At 66.4% G+C, this 12,080-nt stretch carries 17 protein-coding genes and 1 tRNA gene; 8 read left to right on the top strand and 10 right to left on the bottom strand.

What is annotated here, in order from left to right; genetic code table 11:
- The first annotated feature begins 207 nt into the window (after window positions 1-207).
- Window positions 208-657 (top strand): DUF6882 domain-containing protein, encoded by a 450-nt coding sequence (locus tag F8O06_RS01195; RefSeq protein WP_158037094.1) that lies wholly within the window; start codon window positions 208-210, stop codon window positions 655-657.
- Between the two features lie 101 nt (window positions 658-758).
- Window positions 759-1,361 (top strand): YqaJ viral recombinase family protein, encoded by a 603-nt coding sequence (locus F8O06_RS01190; protein ID WP_158037093.1) that lies wholly within the window; start codon window positions 759-761, stop codon window positions 1,359-1,361.
- 3 nt (window positions 1,362-1,364) lie between these two features.
- On the opposite strand, the gene aqpZ is transcribed toward F8O06_RS01190, so the two are convergent.
- From aqpZ to F8O06_RS01155, 7 genes are all read right to left on the bottom strand, one after another.
- Complete coding sequence (gene aqpZ / locus F8O06_RS01185; protein WP_158037092.1) at window positions 1,365-2,087, bottom strand: aquaporin Z; 723 nt, start codon at window positions 2,085-2,087, stop codon at window positions 1,365-1,367.
- Window positions 2,088-2,385: 298 nt separating this feature from the next.
- Window positions 2,386-3,090 carry a 50S ribosomal protein L1 gene (gene rplA / locus F8O06_RS01180; protein ID WP_158030293.1) on the bottom strand — a complete coding sequence of 235 codons (705 nt, stop codon included), beginning with the start codon at window positions 3,088-3,090 and terminating at the stop codon, window positions 2,386-2,388.
- A gap of 126 nt (window positions 3,091-3,216) precedes the next feature.
- Window positions 3,217-3,648, bottom strand: a complete 432-nt coding sequence (gene rplK, locus F8O06_RS01175) for a 50S ribosomal protein L11 (protein WP_158030294.1) — start codon at window positions 3,646-3,648, stop codon at window positions 3,217-3,219.
- Between the two features lie 97 nt (window positions 3,649-3,745).
- Window positions 3,746-4,561 (bottom strand): transcription termination/antitermination protein NusG, encoded by an 816-nt coding sequence (gene nusG / locus F8O06_RS01170; RefSeq protein ID WP_225733315.1) that lies wholly within the window; start codon window positions 4,559-4,561, stop codon window positions 3,746-3,748.
- 57 nt (window positions 4,562-4,618) lie between these two features.
- The gene (secE, locus tag F8O06_RS01165; RefSeq protein ID WP_158030296.1) at window positions 4,619-4,891 is read right to left on the bottom strand and encodes a preprotein translocase subunit SecE; all 273 of its coding nucleotides are present in this window, start codon (window positions 4,889-4,891) and stop codon (window positions 4,619-4,621) included.
- Window positions 4,892-4,953: 62 nt separating this feature from the next.
- Window positions 4,954-5,026, bottom strand: a tRNA-Trp gene (locus F8O06_RS01160).
- Between the two features lie 207 nt (window positions 5,027-5,233).
- Window positions 5,234-5,680, bottom strand: coding sequence for a hypothetical protein (locus tag F8O06_RS01155; protein ID WP_158037090.1), 447 nt, complete (start codon window positions 5,678-5,680; stop codon window positions 5,234-5,236).
- A 291-nt stretch (window positions 5,681-5,971) separates the two neighbouring features.
- Here F8O06_RS01155 and F8O06_RS01150 point away from each other — a divergent pair, with 291 nt between their 5' ends.
- Genes F8O06_RS01150 through F8O06_RS01140 form a run of 3 tightly spaced genes read left to right on the top strand, consistent with a single transcriptional unit; the run spans window position 5,972 to window position 7,814 of the window.
- Window positions 5,972-7,177: a pyridoxal phosphate-dependent aminotransferase gene (locus F8O06_RS01150; protein WP_225733314.1), complete on the top strand. Its 1,206-nt coding sequence runs from the start codon at window positions 5,972-5,974 to the stop codon at window positions 7,175-7,177.
- 29 nt (window positions 7,178-7,206) lie between these two features.
- A complete protein-coding gene (locus tag F8O06_RS01145; RefSeq protein ID WP_158037088.1) occupies window positions 7,207-7,593 on the top strand; it encodes a phage holin family protein in 387 nt (128 codons plus the stop codon).
- The gene (locus tag F8O06_RS01140; RefSeq protein WP_158037087.1) at window positions 7,590-7,814 is read left to right on the top strand and encodes a DUF3618 domain-containing protein; all 225 of its coding nucleotides are present in this window, start codon (window positions 7,590-7,592) and stop codon (window positions 7,812-7,814) included. The genes F8O06_RS01145 and F8O06_RS01140 overlap by 4 nt, the downstream gene beginning before the upstream one ends.
- Before the next feature lie 7 nt (window positions 7,815-7,821).
- Here the strand turns inward: F8O06_RS01140 and F8O06_RS01135 are convergent, their stop codons facing one another.
- Genes F8O06_RS01135 through F8O06_RS01125 form a run of 3 tightly spaced genes read right to left on the bottom strand, consistent with a single transcriptional unit; the run spans window position 7,822 to window position 10,021 of the window.
- Entirely contained in the window at window positions 7,822-9,006 is a 1,185-nt protein-coding gene (locus F8O06_RS01135; protein ID WP_225733313.1) for a UDP-N-acetylmuramate dehydrogenase, read from the bottom strand.
- On the bottom strand, window positions 9,003-9,509 hold the full coding sequence (locus F8O06_RS01130; protein WP_158037086.1) for a MaoC/PaaZ C-terminal domain-containing protein: 507 nt from the start codon (window positions 9,507-9,509) through the stop codon (window positions 9,003-9,005). Before F8O06_RS01130 ends, F8O06_RS01135 begins: the two co-directional genes overlap by 4 nt.
- Complete coding sequence (locus tag F8O06_RS01125) at window positions 9,506-10,021, bottom strand: MaoC family dehydratase N-terminal domain-containing protein (RefSeq protein ID WP_158037085.1); 516 nt, start codon at window positions 10,019-10,021, stop codon at window positions 9,506-9,508. Before F8O06_RS01125 ends, F8O06_RS01130 begins: the two co-directional genes overlap by 4 nt.
- A 45-nt stretch (window positions 10,022-10,066) precedes the next feature.
- On the opposite strand from F8O06_RS01125, the gene F8O06_RS01120 reads away from it, so the two are divergent.
- From F8O06_RS01120 to F8O06_RS01110, 3 genes are read left to right on the top strand one after another with little or no spacing between them, the layout of a single operon-like run.
- Window positions 10,067-10,846 (top strand): AzlC family ABC transporter permease, encoded by a 780-nt coding sequence (locus F8O06_RS01120; protein WP_158037084.1) that lies wholly within the window; start codon window positions 10,067-10,069, stop codon window positions 10,844-10,846.
- Window positions 10,843-11,157, top strand: a complete 315-nt coding sequence (locus F8O06_RS01115) for an AzlD domain-containing protein (protein ID WP_158030303.1) — start codon at window positions 10,843-10,845, stop codon at window positions 11,155-11,157. Before F8O06_RS01120 ends, F8O06_RS01115 begins: the two co-directional genes overlap by 4 nt.
- A gap of 17 nt (window positions 11,158-11,174) precedes the next feature.
- Window positions 11,175-12,050 (top strand): alpha/beta fold hydrolase, encoded by an 876-nt coding sequence (locus F8O06_RS01110; RefSeq protein ID WP_225733312.1) that lies wholly within the window; start codon window positions 11,175-11,177, stop codon window positions 12,048-12,050.
- The last annotated feature ends 30 nt before the right edge of the window (window positions 12,051-12,080 follow it).

The following is a 12,080-nucleotide window of genomic DNA, read 5'->3' as shown; positions in this document are numbered from 1 at the left end:
CCAGTTGCAGTCTGCACGAACTCCGGTGGAATGGGACTGACGCGGTCGTCAAAGGAGCCGACCCGTTCTGGTCTGGTCACTCTGACGGCCAGTGGAGCCGCGGACGCGGCTTAGGGGGGAACGCTGATGATCAATGCCTATTGTCCACGCTGCCATCTGCCGCTGAGTGCGCATGAGCGAGGTTGCCCCGCTCCCGAGGCGAGCTCGTTGTCGTTGAATCGGCTGGCACAGATCGGGCTCAGACATCTCGACCGTGCATCGCGTGCGCACCTGATGCGCTGGGGCATCGGGGGTGAGCGTCACGTCGAGTTCGACATCGCCACCGGGCAGCTGACCTGGTGGTTCGACGACGCTCGAAGGTTCCGAGCACCCGCGCAGGTCATCGGGCTCTATCGGGCCGCCCAGGGCGTCTTCTGTTGGGGGTCGGCCCTGGGCTTCTCCTGCGCGTCGACCCAGGTCAGCGAGCGGATCGCCCGCTGGGCGCACTGCGACGACTGGGCTCGACTTCTGCGGCAGCCGCTGCCCTGCAGCCACAGAGAAGCGCAGGCGATCTCTGCCGCAGCGATGGTGCTCTGCCGAGCCCACGGCGTACAGGAGGCGCCGGCTACGCCTGGAACCTCGTGGTACACCGTGTTCAGCCTGCGCGGCCTGGGCTGACCGGTTCCGTGCCGGTGCGCCGGTTCTGCGTCAGTGCGCCGATCTGTGCCAGTGCGCCGGTTCTGCGTCAGTCTGCGAGAGCGGTGGCTAGGCTGGAGGGCGTGACTCACGTTCCCGACTTTCTGCGCTCCCGCGTGCTCGCCGACAGCCACGATCGCATCAGCTGGCTCAAGGCCCGCAGCTTCGGCATCACCGCGACCGACGCAGCGCACCTCGCGACCCCGCGATCGGTGGATGGAGTGGTGCGGTCGAAGTGCGACCCGCACGGGTTCTCGGGGAACGCCTACACCGACTACGGTCGCGAACGCGAGCCGGTGATCGCCGAGTGGATGCGCCAGAACTTCGGGCTGCACACCAGCACGGTGCTCTTTCGCTCGGACGGCAACGCCCGCCATCTGGCGACGCCGGACGGCATCAACGAATGCAGCGGATGCAGCGACCTGCTGCTGGCCGAGATCAAGACCAGCACGAAGCCGATCGAGAAGCTGCCCCGCACCTACCTGCGTCAGATCTGGTGGCAGCAGTACGTGATGGGCGCCCAGCGCACGCTGCTGGTCTGGGAGCAGCACGAGGACTTCCGCCCCTTGGGCGACCCGGTCACCCGCTGGGTCGATCGAGACGATCAGCAGATCGCGAAGCTCGTGCAGCTCGCTGACGAGACTCTGGCCCGGCTCGACGCCGTGCCAGAGCCCGACTTCGTCTGACCGCTACTTGCGCTCGCCGGTGACCAGCGCGTAGGTCACACCGGCGAAGATCGCACCGAGAACAGGTGCCAGGATGAACAGCCAGAGCTGCACCAGTGCGTCACCGCCCACGAAGATCGCCGGAGCGATCGAACGCGCGGGGTTGACCGAGGTGTTGGTCACCGGGATCGAGATCAGGTGGATGAGGGCGAGCGTCAGGCCGATGGCCAGCGGTGCGAATCCTGCCGCTGCGCGCTTTCCGGTCACGCCGATGATCACGTAGAGGAAGATCGCGGTGAGTACGAACTCGATCACGAACGCCGGCAGCATGCCATACCCCTCAGGCGAATGCGCTCCGTACCCGTTGGTGGCGAAGCCGTCGCTCAGGCTGAAGCCGGCGCGGCCCGAAGCGATCACGAGCAGCACGGCCGAACCGACGATGCCTCCGACGATCTGGGCGGCGACGTAGGGCAGCACATGCTTCCAGGAGAATCGGCCGGCTGCGGCGAGACCGATGGTGACCGCCGGGTTGAAGTGGCCGCCGGAGACCGGGCCGAAGGCGTAGGCGCCGACCACTACGGTCAGGCCGAACGCCAGGGCCACACCGAGATAGCCGATGCCGTGGTCGACCGTCGCCGCCAGCACGGCTGCGCCGGTGCCTCCGAAGACGAGCAGAAACGTGCCGAGAAACTCCGCACCGAGCTGATTGCCGAGCTTCGGCGCGGGAAGTGTGGTGGTGTCACTCATGACTGGATCCTCCTATGGATCGTGCTCTGGATCAAACTGCAGAACGCCCTCTGGAGCGTTCCATGCGATTGGGAGGGCCCAGTAATGCTGTCCCCCCACCTCAAGTATGGCGAAGTCGACGAGGTCTGCCCACTCGCAGCGTGCAGAGAGTCTCGATGCATCCGCGCCCACGAACGGCTGACGAGATGCGGGCCGACGATGCCAGGACGCATCCGGCGCACATCATCGAGAAAGCCCCGCACACTCAGTGAGGGTGCGGGGCTTTCTGCGAATGCGCAGGTCAGGACGACCGGTGCGACTACTTGGCCGGAACGACCAGTGCGTTGACGTCGAGTGGGATGCCCGGGCCGAAGGTCGTCGAGACGACGCCCTTGGTCACATAGCGGCCCTTGGCAGCCGACGGCTTCAGACGAATGATCTCGTCGAGTGCGGCCTGGATGTTCTGCGTCAGCGCCTCGGGGGTGAACGACGCCTTGCCGACGATGAAGTGCACGTTGGCGTGCTTGTCGGTGCGGAACTCGATCTTGCCGCCCTTGATGTCGGTGACGGCCTTCGCCGGGTCGGTGGTGACCGTACCGGTCTTGGGGTTCGGCATCAGACCGCGGGGGCCGAGCACCTTACCGAGGCGACCGACCTTGCCCATCAGGTCAGGGGTTGCGACGGCCGCGTCGAAGTCGGTCCAGCCTCCCTGCACCTTGGCGATGAGCTCGTCGCTGCCGACCTCGTCGGCGCCGGCGGCTGCAGCTGCGTCGGCCGCGTCGCCGTTGGCGAACACGATCACGCGGGCGGTCTTACCAGTGCCGTTCGGCAGGCTGACGGTGCCACGCACCAGCTGGTCGGCTTTGCGAGGATCGACGCTGAGCTTCAGCGCCACCTCGACGGTTGAATCGGTCTTGGCCGATCCGGTCTCACGGGCGAGGGCGACAGCCTCCGCCGGAGTGTAGAACTTGCCGGGCTCGATCTTCTCGGCCGCGGCCACATAGGCTTTTGAACGCCTGGTCATCTGCTTCTCCTGTATGTCTCGGGGATGGCTCCCCGTTGCAGTGTTTGGTGCAGTCGTGGTTCATCGGGTCGGCGTGACCCTCCCACTCCTGTCTGGTGCGCCGTCGAGAGCCGACGGCGGTGGGAACTACTTCTTGATGGTGATGCCCATCGAGCGCGCTGTGCCCTCGATGATCTTCGCCGCGTTCTCGATGTCGTTCGCGTTGAGGTCGTCGAACTTGGTCTGAGCGATCTCTTTGGCCTGCTCGTGCGTGATCGAGCCCACCTTGTCGGTGTGCGGCACGCCGGAGCCCTTGGGCACGCCTGCTGCCTTGAGGATCAGCTTCGCTGCAGGCGGGGTCTTGAGCTCGAACGTGAACGAACGGTCTTCGTACACGGTGATCTCGACCGGGACCACATTGCCGCGCTGAGACTCAGTCGCGGCGTTGTAGGCCTTGCAGAAATCCATGATGTTCACGCCATGCTGACCCAGTGCCGGGCCGATGGGCGGTGCGGGGTTCGCTGCACCAGCTTCGATCTGAAGCTTGATGAAACCCACCGCTTTCTTCTTCGGTGCCATTTTCTTTCCTTCTTACCTATGTTCTCTCCGCGTTCTGCACGGAAAGTCTGGGACGAGTCGGCGACGACGCATCAGGATGCGCCGCGTTTGCGCCGTCTCAGAGCTGTTTGGTGACCTGGTCGAACGAAAGCTCGACCGGAGTCTCGCGCTCGAAGAGCGAGACGAGCACGGTGAGCTTGCCGCTGGTCGTGTTGATCTCGCTGATCGTACCGGGCAGGCCCGCGAACGAGCCTTCTTTAATGGTGATGGTCTCACCGATCTCGAAGTCGACGTCGACCGGGATGACCCGAGCGGGCTGTGCCTTCGACTTCTTCGACTTGGGTGCGGCGCCCTGTTCGGCTTCGGCGGCCTTCTCTGCCTCGGCCTGCGCCTCCTGCACCACAGTGGTCTTCAGCATGTCGAAGACCTCTTTGCGGCGCAGCGGCAGCGGGTCATGCGCGTTGCCCACGAAGCCGGTCACGCCCGGAGTGCGGCGCACCAGCTCCCATGAGTCTTCGTTGAGGAACATGCGGACGAGCACGTAGCCGGGGATGCGCACGCGCTTGACGAGCTTGTACTGGCCGTTGCGAACCTCGCGCACGGTCTCGATCGGCACCTGCACCTCGAGCACGTCGTCGCCACCGGCCTGCGACTCACGGCGCTTCAGAATCGAGTTCTTGACGCTCTTCTCATAGCCTGCGTACGAGTGAATGACGTACCAGTCGCCTGCGGCACGCCGCAGCTCACGACGGAAGTCAGCCAGGACGCGTTCCTCGTCGCTGACCTCGGCGGCATCCGCTTCGGCCGGTTCGACAGCCGCCGTCTCATCGGCAGAAGTCGCCTCAGCAGCGTCAGCCGTCGCCGCGGTCTCGGCTGTCGCCTCGTCGACCTGCGGAGTCTCGGTCACGGCCTGTTCAGTCTCTTCTTCTGCCACGTTCGTCTTCCTCGATTTGCTGCTATGGATGTGCCGGTGCTGTCAGACGACAGGCGCTCAGGCGCTGCGTTCGAACAGGAAGCCCACGCCCATGCCGAAGACGAAGTCCAGCAGAGTGATGATGGCCATCATGATCAGCACGAACACGAGCACGACCAGCGTCTGGTTGGTGAGCTCTTTGCGAGTCGGTGTGGTGACTTTTCTCAGCTCGCCGAAGACCTGACGAAAGAACAGGAAGAGACGCCCGAAGATGCCCCGAGCCTTGGCCCGGTCAGTCTCTGCGTTCTCGACCAGGTGCGCGTTCAGCTCGTCGCTCGACGCTGCAGCCATGTGGTTCCATCCCTCTCATCAACCGTGCCGGTGTGCACAGCACCCCGTTCACACGAGATGTGCAGGGCGGACAGGACTCGAACCTGCAACCTGCGGTTTTGGAGACCGCTGCTCTACCAATTGAGCCACCGCCCTTCACGTGGTTCACACGTGAGGCCCTCGATCTTCACCGACACGCGGTGCGCTGACGTCGAAGGCACAGTTCAGCTTGGTATCTGTCAATACCGTCTGCCAGTGTAGCGGGCTGCGCGCATCATGTCCATACGGCTGCTCCGGCCTCTGCCGTGGGGTGGGTCGCACTTCCGATCGACTGTGCCGCAGCCCGCTCACCCGTTGCGCTGCTCAGAGTTCGCAGGTGTCGCGAAGAGTCTTGAGCTTGTCGGTGAAGTCTTTCGTCTTGTCGCTGAACTCAGTCGCCTTGGTCTGCAGCTGCTTCGCTGCCTCGAGGTCAGTGACATTGGTGTCGATGCCGTTCGCGAAGTTCTCGGAATAGTAGTCCGAGACACCGCGAGCCGAAGTCGCAGCGTCGTCGACCAACGGTTTGACCTCTTCGTTGCTGATGCCGGAGGCAGCGTTCTCCAGCGTGCTCGCCACATCGGAGAGCGAATCTTTGGCCGCACCGGAGCGCACTTCTGACGCGCTCGGCGTCTGAATGTCGCTGCCGTCGATGTTGCGCAGCTGCGTGCAGGCGTCGTCTTTCGACTGCGCCGTGCTGCAGGCGCTCAGCGAGAGCACGGCTGCGAGCGCGACAGCGGCGGCGGCGCCGGTCTGGATGAATCGGTTTCTCATGGCTGCTCCTCTGGCTGTCAGCGTTCGACTGAACGCTGTTGACCCTCACCTGCTCAGAGTCTTCATTTGTCTTCTGTGTACTGCTTCGCCTCGCGCTGTGCGGCGAGGCCAGGAGCGACGCCGCCACGAGGTTGGGACATTCTCTCATGGACGCTCCCTCTCTCACCAGGTATGCCATCGCCCGCACCCGACGACGGTGCGCGCAGAAACTCAAGTGCATTCTGCAACTCAGCGCATTCTGCGCGCGTCGACTGTGGCCGCGACCGACCACCTGCTCGTAGACTGGAGGCCGTGAGCACTGAACTTCCTCTCTCCCCACGCATCCTGGCCATCAACGAATCAGCCACTCTGAAGGTCGACGCAAAGGCGAAGGCCCTGAAGGCATCCGGCCGACCGGTGATCAGCTACGGAGCCGGCGAGCCGGACTTCTCGACACCGGCCAACATCGTCGACGCCGCACGTCGCGCACTCGACGACCCCGGCAACTTTCGCTACACGCCCGCGGCCGGTCTGCCCGATCTGCGCAGAGCAGTCGTGGCGAAGACGCAGCGCGACAGCGGCCTGACGGTCGACCCCTCACAGGTGGTCATCACCAACGGCGGCAAGCAGGCCGTCTATGAGGCGTTCGCTGCGCTCGTCGGCGAGGGTGACGAAGTCATCCTTCCCGCGCCCTACTGGACGACCTACCCCGAGGCGATCCGGCTCGCCGGCGGCACCCCGGTCGAGGTCTTCGCCGGCGCAGACCAGGGCTATCGCGTAACGGTCGACCAGCTCGAAGCGGCCCGCACTGAGCGCACCCGACTCGTGCTCTTCGTCTCGCCCTCGAACCCCACGGGCGCGGTGTACACGCGAGAGCAGACCGAGGCGATCGCACGCTGGGCGGTCGAGCACGACATCTGGATTCTCGCCGACGAGATCTATCAGAACCTGACCTACGACGGAGTGACCGCGACCAGCATCGCCTCAGTCATTCCCGAGGCCGCCGACAACACCGTGCTGGTCAACGGCGTCGCCAAGACCTACGCGATGACCGGCTGGCGAGTCGGCTGGCTGGTCGGCCCGCAGCGGGTGGCCAAGGCCGTCTCGAACCTGCAGTCGCACCTCACATCGAACGTTTCGAACGTGTCGCAGCGCGCGGCCGTCGAGGCCCTGACCGGCCCGCAGGATGCCGTGGCCGAGATGCGCGCGGCGTTCGACCGCCGCCGCCGCCTCATCGTCGACGAGCTGTCGAAGATCGACGGATTCGTCGTTCCGGTGCCCGAGGGTGCGTTCTACGCCTACCCAGATGTGACCGGAGTGCTCGGCCGCGAATGGCACGGCGTGACTCCCACCACGACGCTCGAGCTGGCCGATCTGCTGCTCGATCAGACCGACGTCGCGGTCGTGCCGGGCGAGGCCTTCGGGCGCAGCGGCTACCTGCGTCTCTCATACGCGCTCGACGACGAGTCGCTGCTCGAGGGCGTGCACCGCCTGCAGCGATTCTTCAGCGTAGACTGAGGGCCGGACTCAAGGAAGGCGACACGATCATGACTGAGAGACGCCCGATCAGCACTCTGTTGGGAGACATCTCGACCGGCGTGCAGGATCTCGTTCACCAGGAGATCGAGCTGGCGAAGGCCGAACTCCGCGACTCAGGTCGCAACGCAGGCATCGGCGGCGCGCTGTTCATCGGCGCGGGCGCCATCGTCGTCTTCGCTCTGCTCTTTCTGTCGCTCGGCGCCTGGTGGGGGCTCGGGCTGCTGGTAGGCAACGGCTGGTCGGGATTGATCCTCGGGGTGTTCTGGCTGATCGTCGCAGGACTCGCCGTGCTCATCGGCGTCAAGCGGTTCAAGAAGGTCAAAGGCGCACCGAAGACCGTCGAGTCGGTGCGCGGCATCGTCAGCACCATCACCCCGAACAGGAGCGAGCGATGAGCAACACCGACCTCGGCCAGGGACTCTCAGAGATCGAGCGCATTCAGGCGAAGATCGAGCACACCCAGCGTCTGCTCTCGGCAGACATCACCGAACTCACTGCTCGTGCGAATCCGTCAGAGTACTCGCGCAAGCTGAAGCGCTTCGGCAAGACCGCAGCGATCGTCGGCAGCTCGGCATTGGGCGTGCTGCTGGCAGCGCGGATCTTCCGCCGCCGCTGAGACCGACTCAGTTCTCGCCGAATCCCAGCAGAATCGGCTCCGGCTGCAGCGCGATGCCGAACTCGTTGGCCACCCGCGTCTGCACGAACGTGGCGAGCTCGACGACCTGTCGGGCGGTCGCGCCACCGCGATTAGTGATCGCCAGCGTGTGCCGAGAGCTGATGCCCGCCTGGGACCCTGGCAGCGCGAAGCTGCGGTGCACTCCTGCGTGCTCGATCAGCCATCCGGCACTCAGCTTGACCAGACGCCGACCGCTCTGTCGCCCCTGCTGACCGGCTGCGTACAGCTCGTCGCCGCGAAAGCGATCGAGCGGGATCACCGCTGCGACAGCGGCATCCCCTGCGTCGCTCGCGGGCGCGCTCGCCGAGCCGGTCGACGATTGCCCGTTCAACGCTTCTTCCGAGACGGGCCAGCGCGGGGCATCCGCCGGCAGCCCGTTCGCAAACGAGGCGTGCACGATCGGGTTCGTGAAGAACGACCCGCACCCGTGCGAGTCGATGTCTGCCGGGTCGTAGACCATGCCTTTGCTGCGACGCAGGCTCAGCACCGTGTCACGCACCTGCTGCACCGGTGCGCGATGCCCGACCTCGACGCCGAGTGCCGCTGCCAGCTGGGCATACTGCAACGGGGCCGAGAGCCCGTCGCCGTGCAGCCGCAGGGTGATCGCTGTCACGACGCCTTCGAGCTCTCCGCGTTTGAAGGCACTGGTGCGGTAGCCGAGCCCCAGGTCGGCGGCTGAGATCGTACGCAGCTCACCGGTGGCGGCATCGGCGAAGTCGACGGAGACCAGCGCCTCACCCACCTCGTGCCCGTAGGCGCCGATGTTCTGAATCACCGCCGCCCCGACGCGGCCGGGAACACCGCTCAGCGCCTCGATGCCGCCCAGGCCGGACTCGACCGTTCGGGCCACGAGGTCGTCCCAGACCTCGCCGGCGGCCACATGCAGGTCGAGCACGCCCTCGGCGTGCACGCGAACGTCGGTGCCCTCGTTGCGCACCCGAAGCACGGCCCCCTCGAACCCCTCATCGGCGACGACCAGATTCGACCCGCCGCCGAGCACCACGAATTCGTCATGCACGCCGTCGACCTCGCCGAGTGCCTCCAGAGCCTCGGCCGGTGTGGTGATGTCGAAGACACGCTCGACCCCGCCGCCGACGCCCATCGTGGTCTCGTCGGCGAAGCGGAACGTCACAGCAGCACCTGCGCCAGCGCCTTGCCGAGCACCGTGCGACCTTCGAAGGTCGCGGTGATCGTGACCTTCGCGGCACGCTTTCCGGTGTGCACGCCCTGCTCGATCGTCTCGATCGCCGTGACTTTGGCGCTCACCTGCACGTCGGCACCCGTCTCGACGTCGACGAGCACCGGGCGGGTGAACCGCGCCTGATAGTCGAAGACGCGGCTGGGATCGCCCGCGGCGACCCAGTCGACGACCGGCTGAATCGCGAGACCCATGGTGAGCATGCCGTGGGCCAGCACGCTGGGCATGCCTGCCTGCTTGGCCGCATCGTCACGGTAGTGAATCGGGTTGAAGTCACCGGACGCCCCGGCATAGCGCACCAGGCTGTCTCGCGTGAGGTGCACGGTTCTCGGGCCGAACTCCGCGCCGACCTCGACCGCAGGCAGATCGCGGGTGTCTGCGGCAAGCTGCGACTCTGTGTGCGGCTCGACCTGAGGTGTCTGCTCTGCGTCGCTCATCGTGCGTCCTCCTTGCTGCCCTGCGCCGGCTCAGGCACCGTCTCGGGTGCTGTCTCAGGCGCGGCCTCGGCCGGCTCCTCGCGAATCACGAAGGTCGCGATGGCAGTCGACACCAGCTGCTGGTCACGGTCTCGAATCTTGGTGACCGTCGTGACCATGGCGTTGTGGCCGAGCCTGCGCACCGCGGTGACGGTGAGCTGAGCGGTCAGCTCGTCGCCGGCGACGATCGGCCGCTCGTGGATGAAGCGCTGGTCGCCGTGCACCAGACGGGTGAAGTCGATGCCCGCGTCGGGGTCGAAGAGCAGGCGCTGTTCGGCGCGCTGCGAGATGATCACAGCGAAGGTCGGCGGTGCGACGACCCCGCTGTATCCGCTGTCGAGGGCGACCCGCGGATCACGACTCAGCGCGCTGTTCGAGAACACCGCGGAGGCGAACTCGCGCACCTTCTCGCGTGCCACCAGATAGGGCTCTGTGGCCGGATACGTCTTGCCGGCAATGTTGAGATTCACCACGCCTTCAGTGTACCGATGCCGGCCCGGCACGCGATAATGGTCGCCATGCCCGAACACGACCCGCTCACCGACGAGCGCCCCAGTCGTTCCGGGGCCGACGATCGCCGCGAGGCGTGGCGCATGGGACTGTCTGTGTCGATCGCCACGGCCCTCTACGGCATCAGCTTCGGAGCGCTCTCGGTGGCCGCGGGATTCACCACGGTGCAGTCGCTCGTGATGAGTCTGCTGCTCTTCACCGGCGGCTCGCAGTACGCGATCGTGGGCGTCGTGACCACCGGCGGGTTCACCCCGGCCAGCGCGGTGAGCGCCGTCGCGAGCTCGTCGCTGCTCGCCATGCGGCACAGCCTCTACGGTCTGCAGCTGGCGCCGATCCTCGATCTGCCCGGGCTCCGTCGTCTCGCCGCCGCGCAGTTCACCATCGACGAGACGGCCGCCGTCGCACTCGCGCAGCCGACGAGGGCGGCGAAACGCCTCGGGTTCTGGGTGACCGCCGTCGGCGTCTACCTCGGCTGGGCGGCCATGACGCTGGTCGGCGCACTGATCGGCGAACAGATTCCCGACCCCCGCGTCTGGGGTCTCGACGCGGCCGCGGCCGCGGCCTTCCTCGGGCTGCTCTGGCCGCGCCTTCGCGGACGCGAACCGATTGCGATCGCGATCGCCGCCGCAGTCGTCGCGCTGGTGCTCACGCCGACGACCCCCGCCGGCATCCCCGTGCTCGTCGCCGCCGCGGTCGGGCTCGCCATCGCCTCCATCGGCGAGGCGCGACGCGTCAACCCTCGACGCCGACCGCGTGACCGACAGACAGATCGGGGCATGACACGATGAGCATCGCCTGGGTCATCATCCTCGTCTCGGCCGTGATCGCCTTCGGGCTCAAGCTGACCGGCTATCTGATTCCGGCCGGAGTGCTCTCGTCACCGCGTGTGCAGTCGGTGCTCGGCGGCGTCACCGTGGCGCTCTTGGGTGCACTGGTCGCCGTGCAGGCGTTCACCACGAACGGTGCGGTGGTGTTCGACGCGCGCGTGGTCGCCCTCGGCGTCGCCGCGCTGCTGCTGTGGATGCGAGCGCCCTTCATCGTGGTCGTGGTCGCAGGTGCGGCGGTCGCGGCGCTGCTGCGGCTCTGGCTGGGAATGTGACCGTTAGACTTCGGAGCATGGCTATGCCCGGAAAGCTCGTTCGAGCGGCTCGCACGACAAGCGGCCATCTCACGATCAACGGCCGCGAGATGTATGCCGAAGACACCCGCCCGCACGACGTCGAGGGTGAAGACGCCGGTTCTGCCGAGCGCGCCCCGGTGCTTCTGCTGCATGGCGGGTTCTGCTCGCTCGAATCGCTGCGCCCACAAGCGGATGCTCTGGCCGCGGAACATCGCGTGCTCGCGTTCGAGCGGCCCGGTCACGGCCGAAGCGCCGATGTTGCCGAAGCGTTCGACTACGACCGAGGCGTGGACGACGTGCTCGCCTATCTCAATGCGATGGGCGTCGACCAAGCGCATGTCGTCGGCTACAGCGACGGCGCGATCATCGGGCTGCTGCTCACGATGCGGCATCCGCAGCGGGTGCGCTCGCTCGTGGCCATCAGCGCGAACCTCGACCCCTCGGCCTTCCATATGGGCGACGAGGCGGGCTCGTCGCCAGAGCCAGAGTCACAGCCAGGGCCAGAACCAGAACCAGAGCCAGAGCCAGAAGCGCAGCCTGAGCAGCCGACGGTCGAACCGGGCAGCGAGCGCGACTGGTATCAGCGGCTCTCGCCAGACGGCCCGGAGCACGTCGACGTGGTGCTCGACAAGCTCATGGAGCTCTGGAGCACCGAGCCGCACATCGCTGCGGCCGACCTCGGCGCCGTCACTGCCCCGACACTCGTCATGGCCGCAGATCGCGATGCCGTTCCCGTCGAGCACACCCTGCTGATCGCGAAGTCGATTCCCGGCGCCCAGCTGTGCATCGTGCCGGGAGCCACACATGCGCTGGTCGCCGAACGCCCCGAGCTGATCAGCACGGTCATCGGCGACTTTCTGCACGAGCGCTGAGCCTGCGGCCCCGCTCCTCCGCCCAGCGCG

Origin of the sequence: Pseudoclavibacter sp. CFCC 14310 (assembly GCF_008831165.1) — a bacterium.
Lineage (GTDB): Bacteria > Actinomycetota > Actinomycetes > Actinomycetales > Microbacteriaceae > Pseudoclavibacter_A.
This window is presented reverse-complemented; position numbering and strand designations above follow the sequence as displayed.